This is a genomic window from Streptomyces sp. NPDC051315 (assembly GCF_044455165.1).
Lineage (GTDB): Bacteria > Actinomycetota > Actinomycetes > Streptomycetales > Streptomycetaceae > Streptomyces.
This window is the reverse complement of sequence record NZ_JBITEN010000018.1, coordinates 120,834-138,644: the sequence shown is the minus strand read 5'-3', so window position 1 is coordinate 138,644 and position 17,811 is coordinate 120,834. Positions and strand designations below refer to the sequence as shown.

Genomic DNA, 17,811 nt, shown 5'->3' with positions numbered 1-17,811 from the left:
GGACCTGTTGCGCACACGTCTCCTGCCGCTGCTCATCGTCCTGATGGCGGCCGTGCTGCTCGCCCTCGGCGTGCCCCTGGCGGTCAGCGTGGCCGGTGCGCAGCAGCAGAAGGTGGTCGTGGACCGCATCGACGACACGGCGCGCTTCGCCGCCCTCGCCCAGTTCGTCACCGCCCCGCCCGCCACGTCCGGTGCCGTCTCGACGTCCAACGACGAGCGCCGTGAGACCCTCAGCCGCGAGCTGGCCAGTTACTACGAGGTCTACGGCATTCGTGCCGGTGTCTTCTACCGCACCGACACCCCCATGGCCCATGCGCCGAGGGACTGGTACCTCCCCGAAACGGGCGAGGTGCGGGACGCGTACGAGGAGGCGCTGCTCAGCCGTCGCAGCCATGACCCCGAGCAGGTGTGGCCCTGGCAGCGCAACCGCCTGGTGGTGGCGTCGCCGGTGATCCGGGACGGTGACGTCGTCGCGGTCGTCGTCACCGACTCGCCCACCGGCGAGATGCGGTCCCGGATCCTGCACGGCTGGCTGGTCATCGGCGCGGGCGAGATCGCCGCGATGCTGCTCGCCATAGGAGCGGCCCTGCAGCTGACCGGCTGGGTGCTCAAACCCGTACGCGTCCTGGACGCCAGCACCCACGACATCGCCACCGGGCGTCTGAAGTCCCGGGTCGCGGTCGCGAGCGGGCCGCCGGAACTCAGGCGCCTGGCGCGGTCGTTCAACGAGATGGCGGACAACGTCGAGGACGTGCTGGAGCAGCAGCGCGCCTTCGTCGCCGACGCCTCGCACCAGCTGCGCAACCCGCTCGCGGCGCTGCTGCTGCGCATCGAGCTGCTCGCCTACGAACTCCCGGAGGGCAACGAGGAGATCGCCTCGGTCCAGAACGAGGGCAAACGCCTCGCGCAGGTCCTGGACGACCTGCTCGACCTGGCCCTGGCCGAGCACACCGAGGCCGACCTCAGGGTCACCGACATCGGCGCGCTGACCGCCGAGCGCGTCGCCGCCTGGGCGCCGACCGCCGAGGCCAAGGGCGTCCGGCTGGTGGGCGACTGCCCGCCCACCACGGCGTGGGCCGATCCGGTCACCCTGTCCAGCGCCCTGGACGCGGTGATCGACAACGCGGTGAAGTTCACGCCGGAGGGCGAGAGCGTGGAGGTGACGGTCGCCTCCAACGGGGAGACCTCGACCGTCGTCGTCACGGACAACGGCCCCGGCCTGACCGACGAGGAACTCACGCGCGTGGGCGACCGCTTCTGGCGCAGCGGCCGCCACCAGAACGTCAAGGGCTCCGGCCTGGGCCTGTCCATCTCCCGGGCCCTGCTCGCGGCCGGCGGTGGATCACTGTCGTACGACCACCACGAGCCGACCGGGCTGACGGTGACGGTGTCGGTGCCGCGGTCGCGGCCTGTGGTCTGAGGGGCGCGGGCGGGAGCGGTCGCGGCCCCAGGGGCCGGCGCGTGAGCTGTGGGTGGTCGGTGGCCTGACGGGCCAGTCACGGCCCTACGGCTTCACCGACCGGTAGTAGCGGCGGGCGCCCTCGTGCAGGGGGAGCGGGTCGGTGTAGATGGCCGTGCGCAGATCGACCAGCTGGGCGGAGTGGACGTGCGCTCCGATTCCGTCCCGGCTCTTGATCACGGTCCGGGTCAGCCACTCGGTGAGCCGGGGATCCGCGTCGGTGCGGGTCATCAGCAGGTTGGACACCGCGATCGTCGCCACGGTGGAGCCGTTCTGGATGGTCGGGTAGGCCGACTCCGGCATGTTGGTGGCCCGGTAGTAGCTGGTGGCGTCGTCCTGCTCGTGCATCCTGGCGACGAGCTCGGCGTCGATCGGCACGAAGCGGAAGGTGAAGCTGTCGGCCAGCTTCTGCAGACCGGCCGTCGGGACCCCGCCCGACCAGAAGAACGCGTCGATCTTGCCCTGCTTCAGCTGCTCGGGCCCGGTGTCGATGCCCTCCGACACCGCCGTGAGGTCCTTCCCCGGGACCAGGCCCGCCGCCTTGAGCACCCGGTTGGCGATCAGGCGCACACCCGAGCGGGGCAGACCCGTGGCGACCGTCCTGCCCTTCAGGTCCGCCAGGGACCGGACGTCCGAGTCGCGCGGGACGACGAGCTGGACGTAGTCGTCGTACAGCCGGGCGACACCGCGCAGCCGGGCGGCCGAGCCGGGGTGCTGGGCCTCGTAGGTCGCCACCGCGTCGGCCGCGGCGATGGTGAGGTCCGCCCGGCCCTCCGCCACGCGCGCGACGTTCTCCTGCGACCCGTTGCTGGTCGTCAGGTTCACGTCCAGGTGTGGCATGTCCTCGGCGAGCTCGGTGCGCAGACGGCTTCCGTACTCGTAGTAGACGCCACTCGTCGTGCCCGTGCTGAAGGTGATCGTGCCGCTCGGCGGCTCCTCGCCCAGGGGCAGCAGCCACCACAGCAGCAACCCGAGGACGACGGCACCGGCGGCCGCGCCCTGCAGGGCCCGGCGCCTGCCGACAGGGGGCAACACCTTGGACATGCGCGCGATCCTGCCAGGCGGGAGCGGCCCTGACCAGGGCGGGGCTCACAGTGCGGCCCCCCGGGGCCCGCCCCGCGGGGCCGGGGGAGGGGCGGTGGGTTCCGGAAGGGGAGTGTCAGTGGCTGTCGTTACAGTCGGTGCATGAGTTCCTCGCCCGCCGACCTCGTCCGTGCGTTCCACCTCGCCTTCGGGCTCGACGTCCGCAGTACGCCGACGGAGGTGTCGCCCCACCTCGCCGCGCACCGCGGGGAGCTGCTGGCCGAGGAGGCCGCGGAGGTCGCCGAGGTGTCGGTGAGCGGCCCGCTGGACCGGCTCGCGCACGAGCTGGCCGATGTCGTCTACGTCGCGTACGGCACGGCCCTCGTGCACGGGATCGACCTCGATGCGGTGATAGCCGAGATCCACCGTTCCAACATGACGAAGCTGGGCCCCGACGGCCGGATCGAGCGCCGCGCCGACGGCAAGGTCCTCAAGGGCGAGCACTACGAGGCTCCGGACGTGGCGGCGGTGCTGCGCCGCCAGGGTTGGGTGCCCGGCGACGAGGCCTGAGGGTTTGCCGGGCGGCACCGCTCGAGAACCTGCGGGGCGCACGGCCTGAGGCCCGGGGGCGGTGCGCTGGGTGCGGCGGGGCGGCGCGCTGTGTACGGCGGGGGCGGCGGGGCGGCGCGCCGGGTGCGGGAGGGCGCCCTGACGGGTGCCGGAGGGCGCCTGCCGGCTCTGTTCCGCTCGCGGTGAAGGCGGCCCGTCGGCTCCGGCTCGCGGCGCAGGCGCCCCGCCGCCCCGTTCGTCAGTCGCCCACCGGCGTCTCCTTCCGTGCCTCCGGCATGGGCTCCGGAGCGTGCCGGCGGGTGTCCCGGCGTCGCGCGAACCGTGTCGCCAGCGGTTCGGTGTAGCGGGCGGTGAGCGGGCCGAGGACGACCAGGATCAGGACGTACGCCGTCGCCAGGGGGCCGAGCGCCGGCTCGATGCCCGCGGTGACCGCCAGTCCGGCGATGACGATGGAGAACTCGCCGCGCGCCACCAGCGCCCCGCCCGCGCGCCAACGGCCCTTGACGGAGATCCCGGCCCGCCGGGCCGCCCAGTAGCCGGTGGCGATCTTCGTGGCGGCGGTGACGGCGGCCAGCGCGAGGGCGGGCAGCAGGACGGGAAGGATGCTGGCCGGGTCGGTGTGCAGACCGAAGAACACGAAGAAGACCGCGGCGAACAGATCCCGCAGCGGGCTCAGCAGGGTGTGCGCGCCCTCGGCCACCTCCCCGGACAGCGCGATGCCCACCAGGAAGGCGCCCACCGCAGCCGACACCTGCAGCTGCTGCGCCACACCGGCGACCAGGATCGTCAGCCCCAGGACGACGAGCAGCAGCTTCTCCGGATCGTCGCTCGACACGAAGCGGGAGATGACCCGGCCGTAGCGCACCGCCACGAACAGCACGAGCCCCGCGGCGCCCAGCGCGATCGCCAGGGTCGCGCTGCCGGACGCCAGCCCGACCCCGGCCACCAGCGCGGTGACGATCGGCAGGTAGACCGCCATCGCCAGGTCCTCCAGCACCAGGACGCTCAGGATCACCGGGGTCTCCCGGTTGCCGACGCGGCCCAGGTCGCCGAGGACCTTGGCGATCACCCCGGACGACGAGATCCAGGTGACGCCCGCCAGCACCACGGCCGCCACCGGCCCCCAGCCCAGCAGCAGCGCGGCGGCCGCGCCCGGGAGGGCGTTGAGGGCGCAGTCCACGAGACCGGACGGGTGGTGCGCCTTGAGATGGGAGACCAGATCGCTCGCCGTGTACTCCAGGCCGAGCATCAGCAGCAGCAGGATGACGCCGATCTCGGCGCCGATGGCGACGAACTCCTCGCTCGCGCCGAGTGGCAGCAGTCCGCCCTCGCCGAAGGCCAGACCGGCCAGCAGGTAGAGCGGTATGGGCGAGAACCGGAAACGGGCCGCGAACCGGCCGAGCAGGCCGAGGCCCAGGATGATGGAACCGAACTCGATCAGCAGGACGGCGGAGGAGTGCACCGGTTCACTCCCGCCCGAGTATCGCCGCGGCCGCGTCCACGCCCTCACGGGTGCCGATGACGATGAGGATGTCACCGCCCGCGAGCCGGAAGTCCGGCGCGGGCGACGGAATGGCCTCGGCCCGCCGCAGCACCGCCACGATCGACGCCCCGGTCTCCGTGCGCATCCGGGTGTCGCCCAGCAGCCGCCCGTTCCAGCGGGAGCTCGCGGCCACCTCGACGCGTTCGGCGACCAGCCCCAGATCGGTGGTGTACAGCAGACTCGCGCTGTGATGGGACGGCATGAGCGCGTCGATCAGCGAGTCCGCCTCGGCGGCGGTCAGCCGCAGGGACTGGGCACAGGAGTCGGGGTCGTCGGCGCGGTACACGTTCACCGTCCGGGTGCCGTCACGGTGCGCCACCACGGACAGATGGCGTCGCTCGCGCGTCACGAGGTCGTACTGGACGCCGATGCCTGGCAGCGGTGTCGTCCGGAGGCGTGGAGCGGACACGTTTCTTCCCCTTGTTCTCGTTCGACCTGCGGGTCGTTCATGTCGCTGGTGCGTGCCGGCAATTCGTGTTGCCGGCGGTTCTTCTTGCCGGTGGCCGGTGGCCGGTGGCCGGGTGCTGGTGGTGCGTGGTGCCGGTGGTGCGTGGTGCCGGTGGTGCGTGGTGCGTGGTGCCGGTGTTCGTCCTTCTGGTCGGTCGTGCTGGGTGCTCCGCGTGCTGGCCGGCCGCCGTCGGGCATGGTGGTGCAGGTTCCCGTCCGGTCGCCGTGCAGGCTTGAGGACGGTCACGCGGGGTGCGCACGAACCGGGCGAGCGCGGCGGGCCCGGCAGGCCGCGTCCGGCGGCCCGTACCGGCCGCCGGTCACGTGCGCGGAGCCGCCATGCTGTCATCCCCCCGTACCGTGACGACATGGGTGTCGTGACGGATGGACAGGGCCGGCGGAGGACGGAAAGGCTGGTCACGGCGGTGCCGTGGACCGGAAGTCGGCAGTCGGCGAGGACCGGGGGAGGGGGAGTCGCGCACGTGTCGCTGTTCTGGCGGATCTTCGCCCTCAACGCCGTCGGTCTGATCGTGGCCGCCGCGCTGCTCCTCGGGCCGGTCACCGTCTCCACGCCCGTCCTGCCCGACGAGGCGCTCGTCGTGGTGGCGGGTCTGGCCGGGCTGCTCGCCGTCAACGCGGTCGTGCTGCGGGTCGGTCTGGCCCCGCTCGGGCGCCTGGGGAGGGCCATGGCCGACGTCGATCTGCTGCACCCCGGGGCCCGTGCCGTCGTCGGCGGACCGGTGGAGACCGCCGAACTGATCACGACCTACAACGCCATGCTCGACCGGCTGGAGGCCGAACGCGCCGCCAGCGTCGCCCGGGCCCTCTCCGCACAGGAACGCGAACGCCACCGGGTCGCCCGCGAACTCCACGACGAGGTCGGCCAGACCCTGACCGCCGTGCTCCTCCAGCTCAAGCGCGTCGCCGACCGCGCCCCCGACGGCCTGCGCGGGGAGGTGGGCCAGGCACAGGAGGCCACTCGCGCCGGCCTCGACGAGATCCGCCGCATCGCCCGGCGCCTGCGCCCCGGTGTCCTCGACGAACTCGGCCTGTTCAGCGCTCTGCGCTCGCTCGCGGCCGACTTCACCACCCATGGACTGACGGTCCGCCACGACCTGCGGGCCGGTCTGCCCCCGCTGACCGAGGAGACGGAACTCGTGCTCTACCGCGTGGCCCAGGAAGCCCTCACCAACACCGCCCGGCACTCCGGCGCCGACCGTGCCGAACTCCACCTCCGCCCGGTCGCCGGCGGCGTCGAACTCCTCGTCCGGGACAACGGCAAGGGTCTGGGCCCTGCGGCGGCCGAGGGCGCCGGTATCGGCGGCATGCGCGAACGCGCCCTGCTCATCGGAGCGACACTCACCCTGACCTGCGGACCCGACGGCGCCGGGACGGACGTACGGCTGCGGACCGGACGGCTGCGGCGGCCCGGTGGGCCGGAACAGTCCGGGCCCGAGTGGCTCGCCCCGGGGCCGGAGACGGGCACCGGAGGTACGGGCACCACCGCCGGAACCGACACCGCCGCGGACGAAGGCGAAGGCGCGTCGCGGGTCCGTCCCCCGGTCACCTCCGGAGGCCGCGAATGACCGGCGCGACGCCACGGCTCCCGCCCACCTCGTCCACCCCGCCCACTCCGCCCGCCCCGCCCATCCGCGTCCTTCTCGCCGACGACCACACGCTCGTCCGCCGGGGCGTGCGGCTCATCCTCGACGGCGAACCCGACCTGACGGTCGTGGCCGAGGCCGGGGACGGGGCCGAGGCCGTCGAGCGGGCCCGGGCCGGGGACGTCGACCTGGCCGTCCTCGACGTGGCCATGCCCCGCACCACCGGTCTGCAGGCGGCCCGCGAACTCTCCCGCCGCCTCCCCGGCCTGCGCATCCTCATCCTCACGATGTACGACAACGAGCAGTACTTCTTCGAGGCCCTCAAGGCCGGAGCCGGCGGTTACGTCCTGAAATCCGTCGCCGACCGCGACCTGGTCGAGGCGTGCCGGGCGGTCATGCGGGACGAGCCGTTCATCTACCCGGGCGCGGAGCGGGCCCTCGTCCGCTCGTACCTGGACCGGCTGCACCGCGGTGACGGCGTCGGCGGTCTGCCCGAGCGGCCCATCACCGAGCGCGAGGAGGAGATCCTCAAACTCGTCGCCGAGGGGCACACGTCCAAGGAGATCGGCGCGCTGCTCTTCATCAGCGCCAAGACCGTCGAGCGCCACCGCGCCAACCTGCTGCACAAACTGGGCATGCGCGACCGGCTGGAACTCACCCGCTACGCCATCCGCGCGGGCCTCATCGATCCCTGAACACCTGGCGTACCGGCCCGGCGGAGGCGACGACGCCGGCACGGCGCGCGCCCGCCCGCCCCGCTCACCGACGTCGACGACAGCCACCTCACCGGACCACCTACCCTTGAGGAATGACCAGCAGCAGCGACCGGAGTCTCGCAGTGGGCGTTGAAGGACCTAAGAGCTACGAAATCCGCACCTACGGGTGCCAGATGAACGTCCACGATTCCGAGCGCTTGTCCGGGCTGCTCGAAGAGGCCGGTTACGTGCGCGCCCCCGAGGGGTCGGACGGCGACGCCGACGTCGTCGTCTTCAACACCTGCGCGGTCCGGGAGAACGCGGACAACCGGCTGTACGGCAACCTCGGCCGGCTGGCGCCGAAGAAGGCGAGCCGGCCGGGCATGCAGATCGCGGTCGGCGGCTGCCTCGCCCAGAAGGACCGCGACACCATCGTGAAGAAGGCGCCCTGGGTGGACGTCGTCTTCGGCACGCACAACATCGGCAAACTGCCGGTGCTGCTGGAACGGGCCCGCGTGCAGGAGGAGGCGCAGGTCGAGATCGCCGAGTCGCTCGAGGCCTTCCCGTCCACCCTGCCGACGCGTCGCGAGAGCGCGTACGCCGCCTGGGTCTCCATCTCCGTCGGCTGCAACAACACCTGCACCTTCTGCATCGTCCCGGCGCTGCGCGGCAAGGAGAAGGACCGCCGTCCCGGCGACATCCTCGCCGAGGTCGAGGCCCTGGTCGCCGAGGGCGTCTCCGAGATCACCCTGCTCGGCCAGAACGTCAACGCGTACGGCTCCGACATCGGCGACCGCGAGGCCTTCAGCAAGCTGCTGCGCGCCTGCGGAAAGATCGAGGGCCTGGAGCGGGTCCGCTTCACCTCCCCGCACCCGCGCGACTTCACCGACGACGTGATCGCGGCCATGGCCGAGACGCCGAACGTGATGCCGCAGCTGCACATGCCGCTCCAGTCCGGCTCGGACACGGTGCTGAAGGCGATGCGCCGCTCCTACCGACAGGAGCGCTACCTCGGGATCATCGAGAAGGTCCGGGCCGCCATCCCGCACGCGGCGATCAGCACCGACATCATCGTGGGCTTCCCCGGCGAGACCGAGGAGGACTTCGAGCAGACGCTGCACGTCGTCCGCGAGGCCCGCTTCGCGCAGGCCTTCACCTTCCAGTACTCCAAGCGGCCCGGCACCCCGGCCGCGACCATGGAGAACCAGATTCCCAAGGAGGTCGTCCAGGCGCGCTACGAGCGTCTCGTCGCCCTTCAGGAGGAGATCTCCTGGGAGGAGAACAAGAAGCAGGTCGGCCGCACCCTGGAGCTGATGGTCGCGGAGGGCGAGGGGCGCAAGGACGGCGCCACCCACCGCCTCTCCGGCCGCGCCCCCGACAACCGCCTGGTCCACTTCACCAAGCCGGAGCAGGAGGTGCGCCCCGGCGACGTGGTGACCGTCGAGATCACGTACGCCGCCCCGCACCACCTCCTCGCCGAGGGCGCCGTCCTCGACGTGCGCCGCACGCGCGCGGGGGACGCCTGGGAGAAGCGCAACGCCGAGAAGGAGGCCAAGGCGGTCGGCGTCATGCTCGGCCTGCCCAAGATCGGCGTTCCGGCACCGCTCCCGGTGGCCACCGGCAGCGGCTGCGGTTGCGACTGACCCGGAGACCCTCTTCGTCGAGTACGTGATCAGCGACTGGCACGCTGGTCGTGCTGGTCGTGCTGGTCGTGCTGGTGGTGCTGGTTCGTGCTGGTGGTGCTGGTCCTGGCGGTGATCCATCTGCCGGACGTGCTGACCGAGGACTGACCGCGCGCGGGGGTTACGCTGCCGATCATGCTTGTCGCCGCCGCAGTCTGCCCCTGCCCGCCCCTGCTCGTGCCCGAGGTCGCCGCGGGCTCCGCGCCCGAGCTGGACGCCGCGCGTGCCGCCTGCTCCGAAGCGCTGGGCGTGCTCGCCGCGGCCCGTCCGGACCGGCTCCTGGTCCTCGGGCCCGCCGACGAGTCCGGGCGGGGGACGTACCCGGAGGGCGCGCGGGGCTCCTTCCGCGGCTTCGGGGTCGATGCCGCCGTACGCCTCGGCCGGGGCGGCGGGGAACCGGCGTCCGGACGGGAACTGCCCCCCTCCCTCGCCGTCGGCGCCTGGCTCCTCGAGCGGGCCGGCTGGTCCGGCACCCCGGTCGAGGGACTCGGCGTGGCGGAACCGCTCCCGGCCGGGCGGTGCGTCGAACTCGGCAGGGACATCGGCGGACGGCCCGGACGGATCGCGCTGCTGGTGATGGGCGACGCCAGCGCGCGCCGCTCGCTCAAGGGGCCGGGCTACCTCGACGAGCGCGCCGCGCCCTTCGACGCGGAGGTCGCGCGGGCCCTCGGCAGCGCGGACGTCGCGGCCCTCGAGGCGCTCGACGTCGAGCTGGCGCGCGAGCTGAAGGCCGCGGGCCGCGCGCCCTGGCAGGTGCTCGCGGGCGCGGCCGAGAACACCGGGCTGACGGGCACCCTCCTGTACGAGGACGCGCCGTACGGGGTCGGCTACATGGTCGCCGCCTGGTCCTAGAAGGCGCCGGATGACCCGTCCCCGTCGTCCACCGGAGGCGTGGGGAGGCGTGGCGGGAGAGGGCAGCGGCGACGGGGTCTCTGCGGGCCGGGCAGCGGCGACGGGGTTCCCGCATCGGCAGCGGCGACACCGGCGACGCGATCCTGGCGGGAGCGGCAGCCGCGACGGGGTCCCCGAAACACGATCGGTGGCAGGGGGCCCGCCGGTGAACCCGCGGCGGCGCCGCATCCGTCGTGGAACGGCGGACGGCCGCGCGCGTTCCCGCTGCGCGGCCGTCCGCCGATCGATGTGCTGCTGTGGACTGCTGGTCAGGAGCTCGGCGGGGGCGTGCTCGGCGGGGGCGTGCTCGGCGGGGTGAACGTGTCGCCGCCCGCCCCCGGCCCGTCCTTGTGCGCGAGCCGGTCCATGGCGCCCTTCGCCTTGCCGGTGCCCGTGTGGATCCTGTCGCTGTACTTGCCCTTGGTCCTCTCGTCGACGACCTTGGCGGCCTTGTCGATCCCGTGCTGGATCTTGTCCTCGTGCCGCTGAGCGAGGTCCGAGACTTTGCCCTTGGCCGGGGCGAGCCTGGACTTCAGATTGTTCAAAAGACCCATGGGTCACCTTCCCTGGCGGGTCCGTTACGAGCGGGCGCTCTCGCCGGCGTCGCTGTCGACGGCCTCCTCGGCGGACTGCTGCCGGGGGATCTCGACGCCGTCGGTGGCGGCGGCCGCATCGATCCCGGTCGCCCTCTTCGGGGCGTCACCGGCCTCGGCGGGCTCCCGCACCGGCGTGTCCCCGGCGGCCCGCTCCGCCTCGGCGCCCTCCACCGCCGTACCGGCCGGTGCCTCGGCGCCTGTCCCCGCCTCCCGAGCGTTCGTCTCCTCCGTGGCCGTCTCCTCCGTACTCGCCGCCTCCGCGGCCGTCTCCTCCGTGGCCTTCGACCTCCGGAAAAGCCGCGCCAAAACGCCCATATCCACTCCATACGGTACTCGTGCGGGCGAAATCCCGCGTTGCCCGGTGCGTCCGATTGCGTCACCGGAGTGCGCCGCCCCCGCGAACGGGCGACGGGAACTCGCAACGGGCAACGACGCCGGACGGGCCTCGTCACGTAACTCGTTCGAGGGCGGGGTCGGAGGTTTGCGAGACTGGGGCCGTGAGCAGCACAGCCCCCACCCCCCGCGTCATCGCCGTCGTCGGTCCGACCGCGGCCGGAAAGTCCGATCTGGGCGTCTTCCTGGCCCGGCAACTCGGCGGCGAGGTCGTCAACGCCGACTCCATGCAGCTCTACCGAGGGATGGACATCGGCACCGCCAAGCTGACGCGGGAGGAGCGCGCCGGTGTCCCGCACCACCTTCTGGACATTTGGGACGTCACCGAGACCGCCTCCGTCGCCGAGTACCAGAGACTGGCCCGCGCCCGGATCGACGCGCTGCTCGCCGAGGGCCGCTGGCCGATCCTGGTCGGCGGCTCCGGACTGTACGTCCGCGGCGCCGTCGACAACCTGGAGTTCCCCGGCACCGACCCCGAGGTCCGCGCCCGCCTGGAGGAGGAGCTCACCCTGCGCGGCCCCGGCGCGCTGCACGCCCGTCTGGCCGCCGCCGACCCGGAGGCGGCGCAGGCGATCCTGCCCAGCAACGGCCGCCGTATCGTCCGCGCCCTCGAGGTGATCGAGATCACCGGCAAGCCCTTCACGGCCAACCTGCCCGGCCATGACTCGGTCTACGACACCGTCCAGATCGGCGTCGACGTGGCGCGTCCCGAACTCGACGAGCGCATCGCCCGCCGCGTCGACCGGATGTGGGACGCGGGCCTCGTCGACGAGGTGCGCGCGCTGGAGGCGCAAGGCCTGCGCGAGGGGCGTACGGCCTCGCGCGCGCTCGGCTACCAGCAGGTCCTGGCCGCCCTGGCGGGTGAGTGCACGCAGGACGAGGCGCGGGCGGAGACCGTCCGTGCCACCAAGCGCTTCGCGCGCCGTCAGGATTCGTGGTTCAGGCGCGACCCGCGGGTGCACTGGTTGAGTGGGGCTGCGGCGGATCTCACAGAACTTCCACAGCTCGCGTTGGCGTTGGTCGAACGACCGGTTACAGCCTGATCACGTCATGGCATCGGGACGCTCCGGCCGCCGTCCGGGCCTTCGGCACCGTGCCATCATCGAGCTTCGATCGACCAAGTGGAGTCCGAGTTGGGAGGGCGCGTGGCGATGGAGGCCGGCCCTCGCGACACCGCACAAGGCACCGAGCACCTCACCACCGAGCGGGGTGAACCGGAGCCGGAGGAAAGCCGTCTGAGCCCCGACGGGCCGGACGCCGACGACACCCAGGACGGCGTGACCGCCGACGGGCCCGAACCCGAGGAGATGTTCGCGGGCGGCCCCGAGGTCGAGGTCGAGCTGCGCCCCCAGCGCCGACTGCGGATCTGGCAGCTCGCCCCCATCGTCGGTCTGGCCGCGACCGGCTCCCTGATGTTCGCGTTCCCCCTCGCCTTCGACTTCGGCGACAGCGGAGCCGTGATCGCCATGCTGGGGCTGCTGATCTGCTCCTGCGCGGCGGGCTGGGGGATGATGGCCGCACGCCGCGTCGGTCACACGTGGCCCGGCCTGCCCCAGCGCGGCTCCGGCCGCCGCCCCGACTGGCGGGTCGTCCTCACGTACGTCGTGATGGTCGCCGCGGTCGTGGTCCTGGCGGTGTGGCGGGTCGCCCGGCTCCGCTAGGCCGCCGACGCCGGGGCGGTGCAGCCACCCCGTACGATCGAGGAATGAGCACGCGGATCGCCTTCCTCAAGGGTCACGGCACCGAGAACGACTTCGTGATCGTCCCCGACCCCGAGAACGCCATCGACCTTCCCCCGGCCGCCGTCGCCGCCCTGTGCGACCGCCGCGCGGGCATCGGCGGTGACGGGCTGCTGCACGTCGTGCGCTCCGCCGCCCACCCCGAGGCGAAGGACATGGCGGCCGAGGCGGAGTGGTTCATGGACTACCGCAACGGCGACGGCTCCGTCGCCGAGATGTGCGGCAACGGCGTCCGCGTCTTCGCGCGCTACCTCCAGCACGCCGGACTCGTCACCGAAGGCGACCTCGCGGTCGCCACGCGCGGTGGCGTGAAGACCGTGCACCTCGCCAAGGACGGCGACATCACCGTCGGCATGGGCAGGGCACGCCTCCCCGAAGGGGACGTCACCGTGAGCGTCGGCGAGCGCAGCTGGCCCGCGCGGAACGTGAACATGGGCAACCCGCACGCCGTCGCCTTCGTCGACGACCTCGCGCACGCGGGCGACCTGTTCTCCCCGCCGCCCTTCAGCCCCGCCTCCGCCTACCCGGACGGGGTCAACGTCGAGTTCGTCGTCGACCGCGGCCCGCGGCACGTCGCGCTCCGCGTCCACGAGCGCGGTTCCGGCGAGACCCGTTCGTGCGGCACGGGCGCGTGCGCCGTCGCCGTGGCGGCCGCCCGCCGGGACGGCGCCGACCCGGCCGTCACCGGGACGCCGGCCACGTACACCGTGGACGTTCCCGGCGGTCGCCTCGTGATCACCGAACGACCCGACGGCGAGATCGAGATGACCGGACCCGCGGTGATCGTCGCCGAAGGCACGATCCATCCGGAGTGGCTGGAAACCGCCGTCCGTTGACGGGCGTGGTGACTTGGCATCAGAGGTCGACGCGGCCCGGTGAGGCGCGGGAGTGCTGCCGGGGGCGAACCCGCGAGTTCGAAACCACGACCCACTCCAGGTCAGGCGGCGCAAAACCGTAAACCTCCGCGCCATCGCTCGAATGGGTGATCCGTTTCACGCTCGGGGAGAGGCGGTCAGTCGGGCGTGATGGGCTCGGTAGCATCAAGCACCGGCCCGGACGGGGGATCGATGCCAGCCCCCTGAGCCGTGTCCGCCCTGGGGCACTCCGTCCGCCGGTCCACGCAGCCGGAGGTGCCCATGAGTGCGGAGGCCACGAATCCCGCGACCCCAGGCCCGGTAGTGCCTGCCGCTTCCCGCAGGCGCAGCCGCCCCCGGATCGACCTGCGTCGCCTGGGCCGGGCCGCGTTGCTCGGCCCCACCTCCCGCGGCCGACTGCCCGACGCGATCGGTCACGTGGTCGACGCGCACCGCGCCCACCATCCCGACGCCGACCTGGAACCGCTGCGCCGCGCCTATGTGCTCGCCGAGTCCTCGCACCGCGGCCAGATGCGCAAGAGCGGCGAGCCGTACATCACGCACCCCCTCGCGGTGACCCTCATCCTCGCCGAACTCGGCGCCGAGACCACGACCCTGACGGCCTCTCTGCTCCACGACACCGTCGAGGACACCGACGTGACGCTCGCCCAGGTCGGCGAAGAGTTCGGCGAGGAGGTGCGCTACCTCGTCGACGGCGTCACCAAGCTGGAGAAGGTCGACTACGGCGCCGCGGCCGAGCCCGAGACCTTCCGCAAGATGCTCGTCGCCACCGGCAACGACGTCCGCGTGATGTCGATCAAACTCGCCGACCGGCTGCACAACATGCGCACCCTCGGTGTGATGCGTCCCGAGAAGCAGGAGCGCATCGCCAAGGTGACCCGCGACGTCCTCATCCCGCTCGCCGAGCGCCTCGGTGTCCAGGCGCTCAAGACCGAGCTGGAAGACCTCGTCTTCGCGATCCTGCACCCCGAGGAGTACGAGCACACGCGCCAGTTGATCGTCGACAACGCCTCCCGCGCGGACGACCCGCTGGCCGAGTTCGCCGACGCGATGCGCGCCGTCCTGCGCGACGCCGACATCCCGGCGGACGTCCTCATCCGGCCACGGCACTTCGTCTCCGTGCACAGGGTCTCGCGCAAACGCGGTCGGCTGCGCGGCTGCGACTTCGGCCGCCTGCTCGTCCTCGTCAACGAGGACGCCGACTGTTACGCGGTCCTCGGCGAACTGCACACCTGTATGACCCCCGTCGTCTCGGAGTTCAAGGACTTCATCGCCGTCCCCAAGTTCAACCTGTACCAGTCGCTGCACACCGCCGTCGCCCGTGAGGACGGACAGGTCGCCGAAGTCCTCATCCGCACCCACCAGATGCACAAGGTCGCCGAGGCCGGCGTCGTCGCGCTCGGCAATCCCTACGCTCCTCCTGCCGAGGAGCAGGGCGGCGAGGGCGGAGCGGGCGACGGAGCGCGCGTCGAGGGGGAGCGCGTCGACCCCACCCGGCCCGGCTGGCTCTCCCGCCTCCTCGACTGGCAGGAGGCCGCTCCCGACCCCGACACCTTCTGGTCCACCCTGCGCGAGGACCTCGCCCAGGACCGCGAGATCACCGTCTTTCGCCCCGACGGCGGCACCCTGGGCCTGCCCGAGGGCGCCACGTGCGTGGACGCCGCGTACGCGCAGTACGGCGAGGACGCCCACGCCTGCATCGGCGCCCGCGTCAACGGCCGCCTGGCGACCCTGAGCACCGTTCTGCGGGACGGCGACACCGTCCAGCTCCTCATGGGCCAGGACCCGGCTTCCGAACCCTCACGGGAGTGGCTGGAGCACGCCCACACGCCGGCCGCCCGCATCGCCATCCAGCGGTGGCTGGCGACGCATCCGGGGACGGACGGACCGGCCGCGGACTCCGGCGATGAAGCCGTCGGCGCCGGCGGGGAGATGCGGGGGGCGGGTGCGGCCCGAGAGGTCGGGAGGATCGCGCCTGCTGACGAGGTCGAGGGAGGGGAAACCCGTGAGGGCGTCGCCGCCCGCCCCGCGGCCGAGGAGCCCGCTCCCCGCCCGGACGCCGCGATCACCGTGGCGGACCGTCCCGGAGCCACCGTCCGGCTCGCCGGGTGCTGCACGCCCGTGCCCTCCGACGAGGTGACCGGTTTCGCCGTGCGCGGGGGAGTGGTGACCGTGCACCGCGTGGAGTGCGCCGCCGTGGCCCGTATGACGGACGCGGGGCGCGCGCGGGTCGACGTGGGCTGGGGGGACACCACCGGGTGCCGGGTCACCCTGGTCGCCGAATCGTTCGGCCGCCCCCACCTGCTCGCCGACCTCACCGAGGCGATCGCCCTGGAAGGCGCGGAGATCGTCTCCGCGACCGTCGAACCCCCGAGCCAGCAACGCGTACGCCACACGTACACCCTCCAACTCCCGGACGCGGCCCACCTCCCCACCCTGATGCGCGCCATGCGGAACGTGCCCGGCGTGTACGACGTGAGCCGGGCACAGCACCACGCGCCGGCCTCCTGAGGGAGCCCGGCCCGAGGGCGGGTGTCGACCGAGTCTCCAGGGACGCGAGCCGGTCGTGCGCGGGGTGCGCCGGATGCGGGGGCGTGCGCTCCCGGCGGTCGGCCCCGGGACTGCTCCGGAGGGGTACGTCACCCAGCACGCGCGTGGGGGCAGGTCCGTTCGGGTGGGCCGGTCGCGCGTCGCCGTCGAGGGGCGGGCGGGCGCTGGTAGCGGTGGTGCATGCTCCTCACCCCCCTGACGTCCCGCGCCCGCACCGCCCGCTCCCGTCGCCTGAAGGCCACCCTGCTCGCCTCGGCCGTCTCCGTCTGTCTCGTCGCCGCGAGCGCCCCGGCGACCCCGCTCGGTGTCGGCGACCGCCTCTTCCCGTATCTGGGCAACCCCGGGTACGACGTGGCCTCGTACGACCTGGCCTTCACCTATTCCGGCAGCAACAGCAAGCCGCTCCAGGCGGTCACCACCATCGACGGCTGGACCACCACCGCTCTGGACCGGATCAACCTCGACTTCACCCACGGCAAGGTCGAGTCCGTCGAGGTCGACGGCGAGCCCGCCGCCTTCGCCAGCGCCGGCGAGGACCTGGTGATCACGCCCGAGGAGCCGCTGCCGAAGGGTGACTGGATGCGCGTCACCGTGCGCCACACCAGCGACCCGGTGAGCAGCGAGGGCCGGGACGGGGGCTGGGTGCGCACCGCGGACGGCCTGGCGATGGCCAACCAGGCCGACGCCGCCCACCTGGTCTTCCCCTGCAACGACCACCCCTCCGACAAGGCGAGCTTCACGATCAGGGTCACCGCACCCGACGGCTACACGGCCGTCGCCAACGGCCTCCCCGTCGGCGTCGACCGGGCCGGCCGCACGACCACGTGGACGTACCGGACGCGGCACCCCATGGCCACCGAGCTCGCCCAGGTGTCCATCGGCCGCTCCACCGTCCTGCACCGCGAGGGCCCGCGCGGACTGCCCGTACGGGACGTCGTGCCCACCAAGGACCGCGATCTCCTGGAACCGTGGCTGAAGAAGACTCCCGACCAGATCACCTGGATGGAGAACAGGGTCGGTCCCTACCCCTTCGAGACGTACGGCCTGCTCATGGCCGACGCCACGACCGGCTTCGAGCTCGAGACGCAGACCCTCTCCCTGTTCGAGCGAGATCTGTTCACCGAGCAGGACTACCCCAGGTGGTACGTCGAGTCGATCATGGTGCACGAGCTGGCGCACCAGTGGTTCGGCAACAGCGTCAGCCCGCGCACCTGGTCCGACCTGTGGCTCAACGAAGGACACGCCACCTGGTACGAGGCCCTCTACGCGGAGGAGAAGGCGGGCCGCACCCTGGAGGCACGCATGAAGGCGGCGTACGGCGCCTCCGACCACTGGCGCGCGGCCGGCGGTCCGCCCGCGGCCCCCAAGCCGCCCACGCCCGGCCAGAAGATCGGCATCTTCCGTCCGAACGTCTACGACGGCGCCGCCCTGGTGCTGTACGCCCTGCGCCAGGTGATCGGCACCCGGGCGTTCGAGCAGCTGGAGCGTGCCTGGGTGCGCGACCACCGGGACTCCACGGCGAGCACCGCCGACTTCCGGCGCCTCGCCGAGCGGATCTCCGGACGTGACCTCGGGGCCTTCTTCAAGAGCTGGCTGTACGACGAGAAGACCCCGCCGATGCCCGGACACCCGGACTGGAAGCCGACGGCGCCCGCGCGGACCGGCAAGGCCGCGAAATAAGGCCGCGAAATAAGGCGGTGACGAGACGGGCCGTGCCGTGCGACCATCGTGAGGTCGGCGTGGT

17 protein-coding genes are annotated in these 17,811 nt (G+C 72.7%); 11 read left to right on the top strand and 6 right to left on the bottom strand.

What is annotated here, in order from left to right; translation table 11 throughout:
- Positions 1-7 precede the first annotated feature (7 nt).
- Positions 8-1,420, top strand: coding sequence for an ATP-binding protein (locus ACIBBD_RS30005; protein ID WP_399422696.1), 1,413 nt, complete (start codon positions 8-10; stop codon positions 1,418-1,420).
- An 84-nt stretch (positions 1,421-1,504) separates the two neighbouring features.
- Here the strand turns inward: ACIBBD_RS30005 and ACIBBD_RS30000 are convergent, their stop codons facing one another.
- Entirely contained in the window at positions 1,505-2,503 is a 999-nt protein-coding gene (locus tag ACIBBD_RS30000; protein WP_399422695.1) for a TAXI family TRAP transporter solute-binding subunit, read from the bottom strand.
- 141 nt (positions 2,504-2,644) lie between these two features.
- Here ACIBBD_RS30000 and ACIBBD_RS29995 point away from each other — a divergent pair, with 141 nt between their 5' ends.
- On the top strand, positions 2,645-3,052 hold the full coding sequence (locus tag ACIBBD_RS29995) for a MazG nucleotide pyrophosphohydrolase domain-containing protein (RefSeq protein ID WP_399422694.1): 408 nt from the start codon (positions 2,645-2,647) through the stop codon (positions 3,050-3,052).
- A gap of 238 nt (positions 3,053-3,290) precedes the next feature.
- Here the strand turns inward: ACIBBD_RS29995 and ACIBBD_RS29990 are convergent, their stop codons facing one another.
- Together ACIBBD_RS29990 and ACIBBD_RS29985 are read right to left on the bottom strand one after the other, a co-directional pair.
- A complete protein-coding gene (locus tag ACIBBD_RS29990) occupies positions 3,291-4,514 on the bottom strand; it encodes a cation:proton antiporter (RefSeq protein WP_399422693.1) in 1,224 nt (407 codons plus the stop codon).
- Between the two features lie 4 nt (positions 4,515-4,518).
- Complete coding sequence (locus ACIBBD_RS29985; RefSeq protein WP_399422692.1) at positions 4,519-5,004, bottom strand: cation:proton antiporter regulatory subunit; 486 nt, start codon at positions 5,002-5,004, stop codon at positions 4,519-4,521.
- Between the two features lie 520 nt (positions 5,005-5,524).
- Here ACIBBD_RS29985 and ACIBBD_RS29980 point away from each other — a divergent pair.
- From ACIBBD_RS29980 to miaB, 3 genes are all read left to right on the top strand, one after another.
- Positions 5,525-6,628 carry a histidine kinase gene (locus ACIBBD_RS29980; RefSeq protein ID WP_399422691.1) on the top strand — a complete coding sequence of 368 codons (1,104 nt, stop codon included), beginning with the start codon at positions 5,525-5,527 and terminating at the stop codon, positions 6,626-6,628.
- Complete coding sequence (locus ACIBBD_RS29975; RefSeq protein WP_399422690.1) at positions 6,625-7,341, top strand: response regulator; 717 nt, start codon at positions 6,625-6,627, stop codon at positions 7,339-7,341. Before ACIBBD_RS29980 ends, ACIBBD_RS29975 begins: the two co-directional genes overlap by 4 nt.
- 113 nt (positions 7,342-7,454) lie before the next feature.
- The gene (miaB, locus tag ACIBBD_RS29970) at positions 7,455-8,984 is read left to right on the top strand and encodes a tRNA (N6-isopentenyl adenosine(37)-C2)-methylthiotransferase MiaB (protein WP_399422689.1); all 1,530 of its coding nucleotides are present in this window, start codon (positions 7,455-7,457) and stop codon (positions 8,982-8,984) included.
- Positions 8,985-9,013: 29 nt separating this feature from the next.
- On the opposite strand, the gene ACIBBD_RS29965 is transcribed toward miaB, so the two are convergent.
- Positions 9,014-9,160 carry a hypothetical protein gene (locus tag ACIBBD_RS29965; protein ID WP_399422688.1) on the bottom strand — a complete coding sequence of 49 codons (147 nt, stop codon included), beginning with the start codon at positions 9,158-9,160 and terminating at the stop codon, positions 9,014-9,016.
- Here ACIBBD_RS29965 and ACIBBD_RS29960 point away from each other — a divergent pair.
- Entirely contained in the window at positions 9,159-9,875 is a 717-nt protein-coding gene (locus ACIBBD_RS29960; protein WP_399422687.1) for a class III extradiol dioxygenase subunit B-like domain-containing protein, read from the top strand. The two genes, ACIBBD_RS29965 and ACIBBD_RS29960, sit on opposite strands and share 2 nt — an antisense overlap.
- 308 nt (positions 9,876-10,183) lie before the next feature.
- Here ACIBBD_RS29960 and ACIBBD_RS29955 read toward each other — a convergent pair whose 3' ends face one another.
- Together ACIBBD_RS29955 and ACIBBD_RS29950 are read right to left on the bottom strand one after the other, a co-directional pair.
- Positions 10,184-10,468 (bottom strand): antitoxin, encoded by a 285-nt coding sequence (locus tag ACIBBD_RS29955; RefSeq protein ID WP_399422686.1) that lies wholly within the window; start codon positions 10,466-10,468, stop codon positions 10,184-10,186.
- A 24-nt stretch (positions 10,469-10,492) separates the two neighbouring features.
- A complete protein-coding gene (locus tag ACIBBD_RS29950) occupies positions 10,493-10,825 on the bottom strand; it encodes a hypothetical protein (protein ID WP_399422685.1) in 333 nt (110 codons plus the stop codon).
- A 182-nt stretch (positions 10,826-11,007) separates the two neighbouring features.
- Here ACIBBD_RS29950 and miaA point away from each other — a divergent pair, with 182 nt between their 5' ends.
- The 5 genes from miaA (at position 11,008) to ACIBBD_RS29925 (ending at position 17,747) form a co-directional block, all read left to right on the top strand.
- The gene (gene miaA, locus ACIBBD_RS29945) at positions 11,008-11,946 is read left to right on the top strand and encodes a tRNA (adenosine(37)-N6)-dimethylallyltransferase MiaA (protein WP_399422684.1); all 939 of its coding nucleotides are present in this window, start codon (positions 11,008-11,010) and stop codon (positions 11,944-11,946) included.
- Positions 11,947-12,054: 108 nt separating this feature from the next.
- Positions 12,055-12,564, top strand: a complete 510-nt coding sequence (locus ACIBBD_RS29940) for a hypothetical protein (RefSeq protein ID WP_399422731.1) — start codon at positions 12,055-12,057, stop codon at positions 12,562-12,564.
- 44 nt (positions 12,565-12,608) lie between these two features.
- A complete protein-coding gene (dapF, locus tag ACIBBD_RS29935; RefSeq protein ID WP_399422683.1) occupies positions 12,609-13,478 on the top strand; it encodes a diaminopimelate epimerase in 870 nt (289 codons plus the stop codon).
- A gap of 300 nt (positions 13,479-13,778) precedes the next feature.
- Positions 13,779-16,028: a RelA/SpoT family protein gene (locus ACIBBD_RS29930; protein WP_399422682.1), complete on the top strand. Its 2,250-nt coding sequence runs from the start codon at positions 13,779-13,781 to the stop codon at positions 16,026-16,028.
- Positions 16,029-16,247: 219 nt separating this feature from the next.
- Positions 16,248-17,747, top strand: a complete 1,500-nt coding sequence (locus ACIBBD_RS29925; protein WP_399422681.1) for a M1 family metallopeptidase — start codon at positions 16,248-16,250, stop codon at positions 17,745-17,747.
- Positions 17,748-17,811: the final 64 nt, after the last annotated feature.

What these genes read in the sequence shown, in the direction of transcription:
- ACIBBD_RS29965 (WP_399422688.1), bottom strand. Translation starts at nt 9,160, where the DNA reads ATGATCGGCAGCGTAACCCCCGCGCGCGGTCAGTCCTCGGTCAGCACG.
- ACIBBD_RS29975 (WP_399422690.1), top strand. Translation starts at nt 6,625, where the DNA reads ATGACCGGCGCGACGCCACGGCTCCCGCCCACCTCGTCCACCCCGCCC.
- ACIBBD_RS29950 (WP_399422685.1), bottom strand. Translation starts at nt 10,825, where the DNA reads ATGGGCGTTTTGGCGCGGCTTTTCCGGAGGTCGAAGGCCACGGAGGAG.
- ACIBBD_RS29995 (WP_399422694.1), top strand. Translation starts at nt 2,645, where the DNA reads ATGAGTTCCTCGCCCGCCGACCTCGTCCGTGCGTTCCACCTCGCCTTC.
- ACIBBD_RS29955 (WP_399422686.1), bottom strand. Translation starts at nt 10,468, where the DNA reads ATGGGTCTTTTGAACAATCTGAAGTCCAGGCTCGCCCCGGCCAAGGGC.
- ACIBBD_RS29930 (WP_399422682.1), top strand. Translation starts at nt 13,779, where the DNA reads ATGAGTGCGGAGGCCACGAATCCCGCGACCCCAGGCCCGGTAGTGCCT.
- ACIBBD_RS29925 (WP_399422681.1), top strand. Translation starts at nt 16,248, where the DNA reads ATGCTCCTCACCCCCCTGACGTCCCGCGCCCGCACCGCCCGCTCCCGT.
- ACIBBD_RS29940 (WP_399422731.1), top strand. Translation starts at nt 12,055, where the DNA reads ATGGAGGCCGGCCCTCGCGACACCGCACAAGGCACCGAGCACCTCACC.
- ACIBBD_RS29960 (WP_399422687.1), top strand. Translation starts at nt 9,159, where the DNA reads ATGCTTGTCGCCGCCGCAGTCTGCCCCTGCCCGCCCCTGCTCGTGCCC.
- dapF (WP_399422683.1), top strand. Translation starts at nt 12,609, where the DNA reads ATGAGCACGCGGATCGCCTTCCTCAAGGGTCACGGCACCGAGAACGAC.
- miaB (WP_399422689.1), top strand. Translation starts at nt 7,455, where the DNA reads ATGACCAGCAGCAGCGACCGGAGTCTCGCAGTGGGCGTTGAAGGACCT.
- ACIBBD_RS30000 (WP_399422695.1), bottom strand. Translation starts at nt 2,503, where the DNA reads ATGTCCAAGGTGTTGCCCCCTGTCGGCAGGCGCCGGGCCCTGCAGGGC.